A 14,623-nucleotide genomic window follows, 5' to 3' on the forward strand; every position below is an offset into this window, starting at 1 on the left:
ATTCTTGAGCGTCGCGCGAGGCCGGTGCTACCATGCGCAACCGCCAGAACAGGCAAGGAACCCCTTGGTTTATGAGCACTATCCGCGAGCGCAACAAAGAACTGATCCTGCGTGCCGCCAGTGAAGAATTTGCCGACAAGGGCTTCGCTGCGACCAAAACCAGTGACATCGCGGCCAAGGCCGGGCTGCCCAAGCCTAACGTCTACTACTACTTCAAATCCAAGGAAAACCTCTACCGCGAGGTCCTGGAAAGCATCATCGAGCCCATCCTGCAAGCCTCGACGCCGTTCAACGCCGACGGCGTGCCCAGCGAAGTGCTCAGTGGCTACATCCGCTCGAAAATCCGCATCTCCCGCGACCTGCCCTTCGCCTCCAAGGTGTTTGCCAGCGAAATCATGCACGGCGCCCCGCATTTGAGCCCCGACCTGGTCGAGCAGCTCAACGGCCAGGCCAGGCACAACATCGACTGCATCCAGACCTGGATCGACCGCGGCCAGATCGCCCCGATCGACCCCAACCACCTGATGTTCAGCATCTGGGCCGCGACCCAGACCTACGCCGATTTCGACTGGCAGATTTCTGCAGTGACCGGCAAGGCCAAGCTGGATGAGGCCGACTATGAAGCGGCGGCGCAGACAATTATCCGGTTGGTGCTCAAGGGATGTGAGCCGGACTGATAGCGGCCCAGGATCAATGCCGACTCGGCAGTCCATGAAAACTGCCGGTCGGGATTGCGTGTTTGCGCCCTCTAAACCTTCGGCAGCGGATTCAACGCCACGGCTGCCCTGGGTTTTCTGAAGAAGATCCAGTAGACGATCGTGAGGATCAGCAGGAAAGGCACACCGAATACCAAGGTCATTTTGAAGGCATCGGTGAAGTAGGTGGTGATCATCACCGCGCCCATCAGCAGCAGCCCCAACAGCGTGGTGTACGGGAACAGGCGCATGCGAAAGGACAGTTTCCGTTCACCGTTGCGCTCGTGGTAGCGACGGAAACAGTAGTGGGTCAGGAAGATCATGAACCAGGTGAAGATCGCGCCGAACATCGAGATCGCCATCATCAAGGTGAAGGAGCTTTCCGGGTACAGCACATTGAGCAACGTTGCCAGGGCAATGCCGGAGCTCGACAGCAACAAGGCATTCAGCGGGATTCCGGTCTTGCTCAACACCCCCATGGACTTGGGTGCATAACCGCCGCGGGACAGGCTGAACATCATGCGGGTGGTGATGTAGAGCTGACTGTTCATCGCCGACAACGCCGCAATCAGGATCACGAAATTCATCACGCCGGTTGCGCCGGGAATGCCGATGGTCTGCATGACGGTGACGAACGGGCTCTGCGCTTGACCGGCCTGGACCCACGGCACAATCGCCAGCATCAGGGCCAGGGTCAGCAGGTAGAACACCACCAGCCGCACGATGGTCGCGCGAAAGGCCTTCTTCACCGCCCGCTCCGGGTCCTGCGCCTCGCCGGCGGCCACTGCGATCATTTCCACGCTCAGATAGCTGAAGATCGAGACGATCACCGCAATCCACATGCCTTGCAGACCATTGGGAAAGAAGCCGCCGTGGGCGGTGTAATTGTGCACACCGTAATCCGCGTTGCCGGATCCGAACACCACATACACCGCGAGGATGATGAAGCCGACAATCGCACCGATCTTGATGGTCGAGAACCAGTACTCGAAGGTGCCGAAGGTTTTCACGCTGATGGCGTTGAGCACGATCAGCATGCTCGAGAACGAAACAATCCAGATCCATTCCGGCACGTTGGCGAACCAGTACTTCATGTACATCGCCACCGCCGTCACTTCCGTACCCACTGCCAGCACAATCGCCGCCCAATAGGCATAGCGCACCAGGAACCCGGCCAATGGGCTGACATAGAATTCGGCATAGGCGCCGAACGAGCCGGAGGTCGAATGGGCCACCGTCATTTCCGCCAGACAGCCCATCAACAGCAGGGTGATGATCGCGCCAATCGCATAGCTGAGCAGCACGCTCGGCCCGGCATAACCAATGGCGTAGGCACTGCCCATGAACAGCCCGGTGCCAATCGCACCGCCAATGGCGATCATGCTCATCTGACCCGAGGTGAGCTGGCGCCTGAGGCCCTGCTCACGCTTGGAGATGTTTTCAAAACCGGCGTTATCGGTCATTTTTCTTTCCTCTGAATATTGTCTTTCTTGAAGAGAGCAAATCGTTTGGGTTGCCGGTGGGGATCAGCCACGGATCAGAAAATATTCAGCGGATACTCGACGATCACCCGGACTTCGTTGTTGTCGGTGGTGTCCGCCCGGGCCACCTGGGCGGTGGAACGCACACTGGCCTGACGCACACGTATCGACAGGTCCTTGGCCTTGCCCTCCTGCACCACGTAGCGCGCTTCAAGGTCGCGTTCCCAGCGCTTGCCGTCACTGCCGTAACGTCCATAGGCACCATTGGGGCCGCCGTCGTAGTGGCTGTCGTCGATATGGTCACCGCTCACATAGCGCGACATGAAGCTCAGGCCCGGCACGCCAAAGGGCGCCATGTCCAGGTCATAACGCAGCTGCCAGGAACGCTCATTGGGCGCGTTGAAGTCGAGGATCTGTACCGAGTTGGCAAGGAATACCGAGGTGCCCGGCTGCTGATCGAAGCCGAGATAATCGAACGGTTCATCGCCATCGACCCGTTGGTAGGCCAGGGTCAAGCGGTGCGCGCCAACCTTGTACGCGGCGGCCAGCGACCAGGTAGTGTTGTCGATCTTGCCGGCCAGGCGTTGGCCATAGTCGTTGGTGCGATAGAGGTTGAAATCCAGGTTCAACGACTGGTTTCCGCTCAGGGCATAGCTGTAGTTGGCGTTGGCGTAGTACTGCCGCCAGATATCAGCGAACTGCGAACCGTACAGGCTGACGCTCAATTGATCGCTCAGGGCATAACTGCCGCCCAGATAATCGACGCTGCGGGTTTCCACCCCGGCATACAGTGCCTTGAGGGCGCCATCGTCGTTGGTCGACGCACTGTCATTGCCCGAGGTGAAGTGCCCGGCATCGAGTTGCAGTCCTTTCAACTCGTTGCTGGTCAGCTGGAAACCATTGGCGTAGGTGGTGAACAGGCGCGCCGAGCCGGTGCCGAACACCGGGTTGAGCGGTGTCAGATTGCCGTATTTGAGTTCGGTCTTCGAGATCCGCGCCTTGAGCGCGCCACCCGCTTCGGAATACTCATCCTCGGCGCGTCCATCGGAACCGACCGGCAACAAACCGGTGCCGGTACGCCCCCTGCCGCTGTCGAGCTTGAGACCCAACTGCGCGTAGGCGTCGACTCCGAAACCCACTGTGCCCTGGGTATAGCCGGAACGATAATCGAGCATAAGTCCGTGGGCCCACTCCTCCCGATAGTTCTGGCCGCCCGGGTTGTTGAGGTTGTTGCGGTAGAAATAGAAATTGCGATGGGTCAGGGTCAGGCTGCTGTCTTCAACGAATCCATTGTCGGGTACGGCATGGGCCACTTGGCCGAGACAGCTGGTAATGGCGAGCGGCAAGGCGGGCCAAAGGGACAATTTCATTCTGCGTGTTCCTTATTATTGTGTTTTCACAGAAGTGCTTATCGGAGGCGACCGAAGCCCTGCTGCCGGGAAATTCGCGGCAGCAAGACAAAGGCGTCGGGGGGTATCAGGTGACGCTGTGGCGGATCTGGAATTGCTCTTGCGACCAGGTTTTCTGATCAAGTATTTCGCCGAGGATCTGCACCGCATCCCAGACCTCGGTGAAGCGGGTGTACAGCGGGGTGAAGCCGAACCGCATGATCCGCGGCTCGCGGTAATCGCCGATCACTCCACGGGCGATCAAGGCCTGGATCACCGCATAACCCTGGGGATGTTCGAAGCTGACATGGCTGCCACGCTTGGCGTGTTCGCGTGGAGTGACCAGGGTCAGCTCGTGAGCGGCGCAGCGCTGCTCGACCAACTGGATGAACAGGTCCGTCAGCGCCAGGGACTTGCTGCGCAGGCTGGCCATGTCGGTCTGGGCGAAGACATCCAGACCACACTCGATCATCGCCAATGAAGTGATGGGCTGGGTGCCGCACAAATAGCGGGCGATTCCGCTGCTCGGCTGGTAATGCGACTCCATGGCGAACTGCCGCGAATGACCAAACCAGCCGGACAGCGGTTGCGCCACCAGATCGCACAACTCAGGGGAAACCCAGACGAAAGCTTGCGAGCCCGGACCGCCATTGAGGTACTTGTAGGTGCAACCGATGGCGTAGTCGGCGCGCGCCTGATGCAGGTCGACCGGCACCGCCCCGGCGGAATGCGCCAGGTCCCAGATGGCCAGCGCGCCGCATTCATGGGTCAGCGCGGTCAGGGCCTGCATGTCGTGCATGTAGCCGGTCTTGTAGTTGACGTGGGTGAGCATGACCACCGCGGTGTCCTGGTCAATCGCTTGCGGCAGCTCTTGCGGGCTGTCGACCAGACGCAGGCTGTAGCCCTGCTGCAGCATGTCCGCCAGACCTTCGGCGATATACAGGTCAGTCGGAAAGTTGCTGGTCTCGCTGACGATCACCCGCCGCGTCGGTGCCCGCGTGGCCTGCACGCGCAGGGCGGCGCTGAGCACCTTGAACAGGTTGATCGAGGTGGTGTCGGTCACCACCACTTCGCCGTCACCGGCGCCAATCAGCCCCGCCAGTCGATTGCCCAGACGTTCAGGCAGGTCGCGCCAGCCGGCGCTGTTCCAACTGCGGATCAGGCCATTGCCCCATTCATCGGCGATCACTGCCTGAGCACGCGCCAGCGCTGCGACCGGGCGCGCGCCGAGGGAGTTGCCGTCGAGATAGATCACCCCTTCGGGGAGCGCAAACTGCTGACGCAGAGGGGCCAGAGCGTCCTGCGCATCAAGCGTCAGACAATCGTTTCTTGTAGTCATTGGGTGTCCTGCTTTTTGAAAGAAGTGCCGTCCGGGCAGATCGCGATAGTTGGGTGTGAGTGTCGTGTTTCAGGCGTTATTTGCGCCTTCACGGTGAGGAAATAATGAACGAAGCTTTAGAGAATTTTCGTGCAAAGTAAGCGGCCATCTAGTATTTATCTCGAAGAAAATTCGAATCCAACTCCAAATATCGCGGATTTATTCTAGTCATGACTCTCGACCCCACAGACCTGCGGATCCTGCACCTCTTGCAACGAGATGGCCGTATCAGCAACCACGAAATGGCAGAAAAGGTCGCACTGTCGCCGTCGGCCTGTTTGCGCCGTTTACGCCTGCTGGAAAGTGAAGGAATCATCACCGGCTATCGCGCGATGCTGAACGCAGAGAAGCTGGGAGTCGAACTGGAAGCCATCGTCCATGTGTCATTGCGACAGGACGTCGAGGACTGGCACGAGACCTTCATCAAGAAGGTCCAGTTGTGGCCGGAAGTCGTCACCGCCTACGTGATTACCGGGGCGAGCAATTATGTTCTGCGGGTCCAGGCGCGCAACGTCAAACACTTCTCCGACTTCATCGTCAACCAACTGAACCGTACGGCGGGAGTGACTGATATCCGCTCGGAAATCGTGTTGCAGAAAATCAAGGAGCGGGAGACGTTGCTTGATTTGGTGGTGCGTAAGTGAGCGCCAGTTAATGGATATCGATGATCAGGTGATCAATTGTGGCGAGGGAGCTTGCTCCCGCTGGAGCGCGAAGCGGTCCTGAAATTCGCAACCGAGGTTTGTCAGAGATCCCCCATCCGCAGGCTTTAGGGCTGCTTCGCAGCCCAGCGGGAGCAAGCTCCCTCGCCACAAATAGAGCTTCATCAGGCTGCTGTCGCAGATCTGATTCAATTCTGGACACCGGGATATTCAGCCCCCGCGCATGCGCCGGGCTTCGTTACGCTGCAAGGTCGTGCTGGGGGATTCGTCGAACAACTTGCGGTATTCGGCGGAAAAACGTCCCAAATGCGTAAAGCCCCAGCCCATGGCAATCGCAGAAATATTGCGCGCCGAGCCGTGTTCGAGGATTTCCTGGCGCACAGCGTTCAACCGGTACTTTTTCAGGTAGACCATCGGCGACAGGGCGAAGTACTTCTTGAACGCCTCGCACAGCTTGAAACGCGAGACCCCGGCCGCGACCTCGATATCCTCCAGGTGCAAGGCTTCGCGAGCATTGTCGTGAATGTATTGCTTGGCCCTGATCAGGTAGTGCGGCAGTTTCACGCCGAGCACGTTGCGCAATTCTTCGGAGTAGTTGTTCGGCTGGGCGAGGATCAAGCCTTTGATCAATGAGCTTTCGATGTCCCGAGTGAAGACCACCTGTTCGTACAGTTCATTGCTGCGTTCCAGCTCCGCGATGAAATAACGCGCCATGCGCCACCACGAGGCCGACGCGCCATCCACCGCATCCATCACCGGCTCGAAACGCAGCGGCGTATCCAGCGGTCGCTGCAGCAGGCCCTCCAACGACTCGCTCATGGCGACGCGGGTGATCACCACCTGAACTTTGCGGCAGTCGCCGGAGATCGCCAGCATCTGGTTCTCGTTCGGGGAAATGATCACCCCTTGATCGCGGTTGGATTTCGACACGCTGCCATTCTTGCTCAGCTCCTGCTCGCCCACCAAAGGCAAACTCAGGCTGTAACTGCTGAAGTGCTCGGCGTCTTCGATATCGATGGTGACATCGGTGCCGTATGAGAGCGTGCCCAGGGTCGTGGCCATCGACTTGAACACATTGGCGCTGTGATGAAAGCGGATCCGCTCGGGCGTCGAAGTCTGCAGGCGGTGCGGCCCGCAGATACCAGACATCCAGCTCCTTGCACCCTCGAGGTCATAGTGATCGATACGAATGTCGCGAAACTGCGGATCAGCGTTGCTACTCATCACGGCGCACCCACGGCAAAAGCTATTGAACTATCGGCAAGGCCCGATCCTTGGCCATACGCATCCGGTAAAAAACGAAGATGATCAACACCCACACCGGTATGGCGAAGACTGAAGCGCGTATCCCTGGAATCATCAGCATGACGCAGACGATCATGGCCATGAAGGCCAGGCACAGGTAATTACTGTAAGGGAACCAGAACGCCTTGAAGCCCGGCACGATACCTCGCTGGCCCATGATTTTGCGAAACTTCAGGTGCGTCAGGCTGATCATCGCCCAGTTGATCATCAGCGATGCGACCACCAGTGCAAAGAGCAACTCAAGCGCTTCATGCGGGGCGAGGTAGTTAACCAGCACGGACAGCATGGTGATCAACGCAGATACGCCCAGCGCCAGTAGAGGCACGCCCTGCTTGTTCAGTTTCATCAGCGCCTTGGGTGCGTCGCCCTGTTCGGCCAGGCCATAGAGCATGCGGCTGTTGCAGTAGACGCCACTGTTATAGACAGAGAGCGCTGCGGTGAGCACCACGAAATTGAGGATGTGCGCTGCGGTGTCGCTGCCGATCAAGGAGAAGATCTGCACGAACGGGCTGCCGCTATAGGCATCGCCCGAAGCGCCCAGTGTCTGTAGCAGTTGATCCCACGGATACAGCGACAACAACACGGTGAGTGCGCCGACGTAGAAGATCAGCACGCGATAAACCACCTGGTTGATCGCCTTGGGAATCACCTTACCCGGCTCGCTGGCTTCAGCGGCGGTGATACCGACCAGTTCCAGGCCGCCGAAGGAGAACATGATGAACGCCATGGACATCAGCAATCCGGTGGTGCCGTTGGGAAAGAAGCCGCCGTGACTCCACAGATTGCTGACCGAGGCCTGCGGGCCGCCTGTTCCGCTGAACAACATGTAGCAGCCTAGGACGATCATGCCAATGATCGCGACGACCTTGATGATGGCGAACCAGAACTCCATCTCGCCGAAAACTTTGACGTTCATCATGTTGATCAAATTGACCAGGACGAAGAACACCGCCGCGCTGACCCAGGAGGGGACTTCCGGCCACCAGAACTGCACGTACTTGCCGACAGCCGTCAACTCGGCCATGCCCACCAGCACATACAACACCCAGTAGTTCCAGCCGGACAGAAAGCCGGCATAGCCGCCCCAGTACTTGTGGGCAAAATGACTGAAGGAGCCGGCCACCGGTTCCTCGACAATCATCTCGCCCAGCTGGCGCATGATCAGAAAGGCGATGAAGCCGGCAATCGCATAGCCGAGGATCATCGACGGCCCGGCCGATTTGAGTACTCCGGCAGAGCCGAGAAACAACCCGGTCCCTATCGCTCCGCCCAATGCGATCAGCTGAATATGACGATTTTTCAGCCCTCGCTTGAGCTCGCCTTGCCTCAAGATTTCATCCGCCATCTGGTTACCTTTTAATTGTTATGGTCAGGCATGGTTTGAATGCGTCAATTTACTCAATTGCCGCTCGGTTTAAGCGTTCAAACATCATTCTCGGTAAATTAAAGAGTTGAGCGCACTCGCCACAACTCCGGGAACAACACGGTATCGAGCATCTTGCGCAGATAACCGACACCTTCTGTGCCACCGGTCCCTGGTTGAAAGCCGATGATCCGCTCGACCGTGGTCACATGCCGGAAGCGCCATTGACGGAACGAGTCCTCAAGGTCGATGAGTTTCTCCGCCAGCTGATAGAGATCCCAATAACGCGAAGGGTCAGTGTAGACCTCGCGCCAGGCGGCTTCGACCGACGCGTCATGCGCCGTCGGACTGCTCGGATCGCGCTCGAAACGCTGTGGGTCGATGGTCAAGCCTGCGCTGGCCATCAAGCGAATCGCCTCGTCATACAGCGACGGTGTGGCGATCGCCTTTTCAAGCGCCTGCAACAGTTCCGGCCGATGCGCATGGGGGCGCAACAGGGTCGCGCTTTTGTTGCCCAGAATGAATTCGATCTCGCGGTACTGGAACGACTGAAAGCCCGATGACTGCCCCAGAAACGGCCGTATCGCGTGGTACTCGGTGGGTGTCATGGTGGCCAGCACCGTCCAGGCATGCACCAGTTGATCAAAAATCCGCGAGACCCGCGCCAGCATCTTGAACGCGGGCGGCAACTCTCCCTGTCGAATGTGTTCACGAGCGGCTTTGAGCTCGTGCAGCATCAGCTTCATCCACAGCTCTGACGTCTGATGCTGGATGATGAACAGCATCTCGTTATGGTCCGGAGATAACGGGTGCTGTGCGCTGAGAATGCGCCCCAGATCCAGGTAGTCGCCGTAGCTCATGGAGTCGGAAAAATTCAGCTCGGCGTTATGCCATTCTTCCGTCTGGTTTGCAGTTGAATAGGGGCATTGGCTCATTGAGTCGGCTCCTCAAGTTGCGGTTTATTCAGTGGACGCAAAATTGCCCTGACCGGACTGGCGTCCAGATGGGCAAAACGCAGCGGCAGCGCGATCAATTCATAGTCCCCTTCCGGGACGTCATCGAGCACGATGCCCTCGAGGATGGCCATGCCATGTCGGGCTACGGCATTGTGCGAATCCATGGTTTTGGATTGCTGAGGGTCCAGCGATGGCGTATCGATACCGATCAAGCGCACACCGAGGTTCGCCAGCAGGTCGACGGTTTCTTTGGCGACGGCGGTGAAATCCGGATCCCAGGCGCTCAATGGCGCTTGTTGCCAGGTGCGCAGCAGCACCCGTTCAGGCAGGTCTTGCAAGCGACCTTCAAGCTGCTCGGGGTGTACCAGCCGGCCGCTATTCAGGCAATGCAGCACACGGCAAGGCCCCATATAGACATCGAGCGACACATCGCCAATGGCCACTCCATCAGCGCTGTAATGCAGCGGCGCGTCGACATGGGCCCCCGTGTGAGGCGACAGGGTGATACGCCCGACATTCACCGGACACTCGGGTCCGAACGTCCAAACGCGCTCTTCCTGGAAAGGTGTGTCACCCGGCCAGGTAGGTGTAGCGGTGCTAAGAGGCGGGCTGATATCCCACCACGACAGTGTTGTTTTCATTGTAAAGCTCTCGGCCTGTTCCGAGAGAATGATACGAGTGATACCTATGAATTTTCTTGCGAAAATATTCGGCAACAGCCAAATGTTTCGCACAAAATTCTAAAAATCCGGAATTTACCGGATGGAAATTTCAACGGAGAAAGCAGGCAGCTAAAAAGCTGTTTTCGTCCGCAAGGCACTTTCGCGAGCAAGCTCGCGAAAGCGGTAAATCAGGCGCCGAAGATCAACCAGCCACCCCCGCATCCGCCTTCAACCCCTGCCCCTCGATCGCGCGGATCGCACATTGCTCATCGACATCTGACAGATCACCGCTGATGCCCACCGCTCCCAACACAGTCCCGTCCTGATCCCGAACCAACACGCCGCCGGGTACCGGGACGACGCTGCCCTGCCCCAGACTATTCAGCGCGGCGAAGAAGGCCGGGCGTTGTTGGGCGTCCTGTGCCAGCAGGCGTGAGCCCTTGCCCAGGGCAATCGCGCCCCAGGCCTTGCCGATGGCGATCTGCGGACGCAGCAGGCTGGCGCCGTCTTCACGTTGCAGCGTTATCAGGTGCCCGCCGGCATCCAGTACTGCAACGGTCAATGGCGCGGCAGAGATCGCCCGCCCCGCGGTGATGGCCTGACCGGCCAGGTTGACTGCGACTTTCAAGGTTAAAGCGCTCATGGTGCCGTCCTCATTTTGTTATAGGGAAAGCCGTTGGATTGCTTTGTGTTGCGCAATCCGATGCAACAAATAGAACACAATGAATTATTTTTTTGTATACAATAATTTTCGAAAAGCGCGACATGCGACGAAAAGCCACAGTTATTTGGGCTTCCGACGAATGAAACAGCCGCTTGAGAAAATGGATTGACCTGCGCCGTCCGCCGTGAATACACTCTGCGCAAAGCCACTTGTATACAATTACAAAACGTAAGAGGCACAAAACCATGAGCAAAATGAGAGCAATCGAAGCCGCCGTTCTGGTGATGCGCCGCGAAGGGGTCGATACCGCTTTTGGCATCCCGGGCGCCGCGATCAACCCGCTGTACTCCGCCTTGCAGAAGGTCGGTGGCATCGATCACGTCCTCGCTCGCCACGTTGAAGGCGCCTCGCACATGGCCGAGGGTTACACCCGCACCAAAGCCGGCAACATTGGCGTGTGCATCGGCACATCGGGACCTGCCGGTACTGACATGGTCACCGGGCTCTACAGCGCTTCGGCCGACTCGATCCCGATCCTGTGCATCACCGGGCAAGCACCGCGGGCCCGTATGCACAAGGAAGACTTCCAGGCCGTCGACATCACCAGCATAGTCAAGCCGGTCACCAAGTGGGCGACCACGGTTCTGGAGCCGGGCCAGGTGCCTTACGCGTTCCAGAAAGCCTTCTATGAGATGCGTTCCGGCCGTCCGGGCCCGGTGCTGATCGACCTGCCGTTCGATGTGCAGATGGCCGAAATCGAATTCGACATCGACGCCTACCAGCCGCTGCCATTGGCCAAGCCGAGCGCGACCCGCGTGCAGGTGGAAAAAGCCCTGGCCATGCTCGACCAGGCTGAACGCCCATTGCTGGTGGCCGGTGGCGGCATCATCAATGCCGACGCCAGCGAGTTGCTGGTGGAGTTCGCCGAGCTGACCGGTATTCCGGTCATCCCGACCCTGATGGGCTGGGGCACCATCCCGGACGATCACCCGTTGATGGTCGGCATGGTCGGGTTGCAAACCTCGCACCGCTATGGCAACGCCACGATGTTGAAGTCCGACGTGGTGCTGGGTGTCGGTAACCGCTGGGCCAACCGTCACACCGGTTCGGTCGACGTTTACACCGAAGGCCGCAAATTCATCCACGTCGACATCGAACCGACCCAGATCGGCCGCGTGTTCACCCCGGACCTGGGCATCGTGTCCGACGCCGCTGCCGCGTTGACCGTGTTCATCGAAGTCGCTCGCGAGTGGCAAGCCGCTGGCAAGCTGAAAAACCGCAGCGCCTGGCTGCAAGACTGTCAGCAGCGCAAAGCCAGCCTGCAGCGCAAGACTCACTTCGACAACGTGCCGGTCAAGCCGCAGCGCGTTTACGAAGAGATGAACCAGGTGTTCGGCAAGGACACCTGCTACGTCAGCACCATCGGTCTGTCGCAGATTGCCGGCGCGCAGTTCCTGCACGTCTACAAACCGCGTCACTGGATCAACTGCGGCCAGGCCGGCCCGTTGGGCTGGACCATTCCGGCCGCGCTCGGCGTGGTCAAGGCGGATCCGACCCGCAAGGTGGTGGCGCTCTCGGGCGACTACGACTTCCAGTTCATGATCGAAGAACTGGCGGTGGGCGCGCAGTTCAAGCTGCCGTACATCCACGTCGTGGTGAACAACTCGTACCTGGGGCTGATCCGTCAGGCGCAGCGCGGTTTCGACATGGACTACTGCGTGCAGCTGTCCTTCGACAACCTCAACGCTCCAGAGCTCAACGGCTACGGTGTCGACCATGTCGCGGTCGCCGAAGGCCTGGGTTGCAAGGCCCTGCGGGTATTCGAACCCGGCCAGATCCAGCCTGCCCTGCGCAAGGCTCAGGAGATGATCGAAGAGTTCAAGGTGCCGGTAATCGTCGAGATCATTCTGGAGCGCGTGACCAACATTTCCATGGGCACCGAGATCAACGCCGTCAACGAATTCGAAGACCTGGCGCTGGTCGGCAACGATGCGCCAACGGCGATTTCGTTGCTCGATTAACCGCTGATCGTTCCCCTGTAGGAGCCGGCTTGCTGGCGATGGCGATGGCGATGTGTCAATCACATCAATGTCGATTGATACACCGCCATCGCCAGCAAGCCGGCTCCTACAGGAGGCCTCACACATATACAGGAGATCACCATGCCGCGTTTCGCAGCCAACCTGTCCATGTTGTTCACCGAGCAGGATTTTCTTGCCCGTTTCGATGCTGCCGCCAAGGCTGGCTTCAGTGGTGTCGAGTACCTGTTCCCCTATGACTTCAGCTCTGCCGAAATCAAGGCCAGGCTCGATGCCAACGGTCTGACCCAGGTGTTGTTCAACCTGCCGGCCGGTGACTGGGCCAAGGGCGAACGCGGTATCGCGTGCCTGCCGGATCGGGTCGAAGAGTTCCGCGCCGGTGTCGATCTGGCCATTGCCTACGCCCAAGTGCTGGGCAACACCCAGGTCAACTGCCTGGCCGGTATTCGTCCACAAGGCGTCGACGAGGCCACCGTGGAAAAAACCTTCGTCGCCAACCTCAAGTACGCGGCCGACAAGCTGCAAGCGGCGGGCATCAAACTGGTGATGGAAGCGATCAACACCCGCGACATTCCGGGCTTCTACCTGAACAACACGGCGCAAGCCCTGTCGATTCGCGAACAGGTCGGCAGCGCCAACCTGTTCCTGCAATACGACATCTATCACATGCAAATCATGGAGGGCGACCTGGCCCGCACCATGGCCGCGCACCTGGACGAGATCAACCACGTGCAATTGGCAGACAACCCAGGGCGCAACGAACCGGGCACCGGTGAAATCAACTACCGCTTCCTGTTCGAACACCTGGACCGCATCGGTTACCAGGGTTGGGTCGGCTGTGAATACAAGCCGCTGACCACGACTGAAGCGGGTCTGGGCTGGTTGAAAACCCATAACGCAATCTGACGTGTGGCGAGGGGACTTGCCCCGTTCGGCTGCGAAGCAGTCGTAAAACCTGCACACGCGCTCTACCTGATTCACTGCGCAAACAGTTTTGGGGCCGCTTCGCGACCCAACGGGGGCAAGCCCCCTCGCCACAAAGAGCTCATCGGTCCAGAGCCGGGAGCCACACAAAAAACAAGAGGATTTTCTCATGGCTAAAATCGGATTTATCGGCACCGGCATCATGGGCCACCCAATGGCGTTGAACCTGCAGAAAGCCGGTCACAGCCTGTTCCTGTCGGCGCACCACGACGCCGCCCCTGCCGATCTGCTGGCTGCTGGCGCCGTTGCGCTGGCCAACCCGAAAGAAGTCGCCCAGGAAGCCGAATTCATCATCGTCATGGTGCCGGATACCCCGCAGGTCGATGACGTGCTGTTCCGCGCCGACGGTGTTGCGGCGGGTGTCAGCAAGGGCAAAGTCGTGATCGACATGAGCTCGATCTCGCCGACCGCCACCAAAACCTTCGCCGCCAAAATCAACGAGAAAGGCGCGCAATACCTCGACGCACCGGTTTCCGGCGGTGAAGTCGGCGCCAAGGCTGCGACCCTGAGCATCATGGTCGGTGGTGAAGCCGATGCCTTCGAACGCGCCCTGCCGCTGTTCCAGGCCATGGGCAAGAACATCACCCTGGTCGGTGGCAACGGCGACGGGCAAACCGCGAAAGTGGCGAACCAGATCATCGTCGCGCTGAACATCCAGGCCGTGGCCGAAGCGCTGCTGTTCGCTTCGAAAAACGGTGCCGACCCAGCGAAAGTGCGTGAAGCGCTGATGGGTGGTTTCGCCTCGTCGAAGATCCTTGAAGTTCACGGCGAGCGCATGATCAAGGGCACCTTCGACCCGGGCTTCCGCATCAGCCTGCACCAGAAGGACCTGAACCTGGCCCTGGCCGGTGCGCGCGAGCTGAACATCAACCTGCCGAACACCGCCAATACCCAACAGGTGTTCAGCACCTGCGCGGCCATCGGTGGCAGCAACTGGGATCACTCGGCGCTGATCAAGGGCCTGGAACACATGGCGAACTTCTCGATTCGCGACAAGAAGTAAGCCCTGCCCCAAACCGCATCAAACCTGCAGGAGCGAGCCTGTG

Annotated in this window: 13 protein-coding genes; 5 read left to right on the forward strand and 8 right to left on the reverse strand. The window is 59.1% G+C overall.

The annotated features are described in order from the left end of the window. Nucleotides 1-71 precede the first annotated feature (71 nt). Nucleotides 72-677, forward strand: coding sequence for a TetR/AcrR family transcriptional regulator (locus AC1DQM_RS15010; RefSeq protein WP_007939160.1), 606 nt, complete (start codon nucleotides 72-74; stop codon nucleotides 675-677). Between the two features lie 71 nt (nucleotides 678-748). Here the strand turns inward: AC1DQM_RS15010 and AC1DQM_RS15015 are convergent, their stop codons facing one another. From AC1DQM_RS15015 to kynU, 3 genes are all read right to left on the reverse strand, one after another. Then, a complete protein-coding gene (locus tag AC1DQM_RS15015; protein WP_019579615.1) occupies nucleotides 749-2,158 on the reverse strand; it encodes an amino acid permease in 1,410 nt (469 codons plus the stop codon). 74 nt (nucleotides 2,159-2,232) lie between these two features. Continuing rightward, nucleotides 2,233-3,546 carry an OprD family porin gene (locus tag AC1DQM_RS15020; protein WP_477746429.1) on the reverse strand — a complete coding sequence of 438 codons (1,314 nt, stop codon included), beginning with the start codon at nucleotides 3,544-3,546 and terminating at the stop codon, nucleotides 2,233-2,235. Nucleotides 3,547-3,652: 106 nt separating this feature from the next. Continuing rightward, the gene (gene kynU / locus AC1DQM_RS15025; protein WP_111454381.1) at nucleotides 3,653-4,903 is read right to left on the reverse strand and encodes a kynureninase; all 1,251 of its coding nucleotides are present in this window, start codon (nucleotides 4,901-4,903) and stop codon (nucleotides 3,653-3,655) included. Nucleotides 4,904-5,112: 209 nt separating this feature from the next. Between kynU and AC1DQM_RS15030 the strand changes: the two genes are divergently transcribed. Next, nucleotides 5,113-5,586 (forward strand): Lrp/AsnC family transcriptional regulator, encoded by a 474-nt coding sequence (locus tag AC1DQM_RS15030; protein WP_007939165.1) that lies wholly within the window; start codon nucleotides 5,113-5,115, stop codon nucleotides 5,584-5,586. Between the two features lie 228 nt (nucleotides 5,587-5,814). On the opposite strand, the gene AC1DQM_RS15035 is transcribed toward AC1DQM_RS15030, so the two are convergent. From AC1DQM_RS15035 to AC1DQM_RS15055, 5 genes are all read right to left on the reverse strand, one after another. Continuing rightward, on the reverse strand, nucleotides 5,815-6,828 hold the full coding sequence (locus AC1DQM_RS15035) for an AraC family transcriptional regulator (protein ID WP_477746430.1): 1,014 nt from the start codon (nucleotides 6,826-6,828) through the stop codon (nucleotides 5,815-5,817). 22 nt (nucleotides 6,829-6,850) lie between these two features. Next, nucleotides 6,851-8,254 (reverse strand): amino acid permease, encoded by a 1,404-nt coding sequence (locus AC1DQM_RS15040; RefSeq protein ID WP_477746431.1) that lies wholly within the window; start codon nucleotides 8,252-8,254, stop codon nucleotides 6,851-6,853. Nucleotides 8,255-8,352: 98 nt separating this feature from the next. Beyond that, complete coding sequence (gene kynA / locus AC1DQM_RS15045) at nucleotides 8,353-9,207, reverse strand: tryptophan 2,3-dioxygenase (protein WP_064619411.1); 855 nt, start codon at nucleotides 9,205-9,207, stop codon at nucleotides 8,353-8,355. Further along, entirely contained in the window at nucleotides 9,204-9,869 is a 666-nt protein-coding gene (gene kynB / locus AC1DQM_RS15050; RefSeq protein ID WP_026286331.1) for an arylformamidase, read from the reverse strand. The genes kynA and kynB overlap by 4 nt, the downstream gene beginning before the upstream one ends. A gap of 223 nt (nucleotides 9,870-10,092) precedes the next feature. After that, on the reverse strand, nucleotides 10,093-10,533 hold the full coding sequence (locus AC1DQM_RS15055) for a GlcG/HbpS family heme-binding protein (RefSeq protein ID WP_204125191.1): 441 nt from the start codon (nucleotides 10,531-10,533) through the stop codon (nucleotides 10,093-10,095). Between the two features lie 266 nt (nucleotides 10,534-10,799). Between AC1DQM_RS15055 and gcl the strand changes: the two genes are divergently transcribed. The 3 genes from gcl to AC1DQM_RS15070 all read left to right on the forward strand — a co-directional run bounded on the left by gcl (nucleotide 10,800) and on the right by AC1DQM_RS15070 (nucleotide 14,580). Then, the gene (gene gcl / locus AC1DQM_RS15060; RefSeq protein ID WP_018925088.1) at nucleotides 10,800-12,575 is read left to right on the forward strand and encodes a glyoxylate carboligase; all 1,776 of its coding nucleotides are present in this window, start codon (nucleotides 10,800-10,802) and stop codon (nucleotides 12,573-12,575) included. A 141-nt stretch (nucleotides 12,576-12,716) separates the two neighbouring features. Next, a complete protein-coding gene (gene hyi / locus AC1DQM_RS15065; RefSeq protein WP_018925087.1) occupies nucleotides 12,717-13,499 on the forward strand; it encodes a hydroxypyruvate isomerase in 783 nt (260 codons plus the stop codon). 187 nt (nucleotides 13,500-13,686) lie between these two features. After that, entirely contained in the window at nucleotides 13,687-14,580 is an 894-nt protein-coding gene (locus AC1DQM_RS15070; RefSeq protein ID WP_018925086.1) for a 2-hydroxy-3-oxopropionate reductase, read from the forward strand. Nucleotides 14,581-14,623 lie beyond the last annotated feature (43 nt).

It is taken from the genome of Pseudomonas sp. 01L34 (assembly GCF_056400265.1).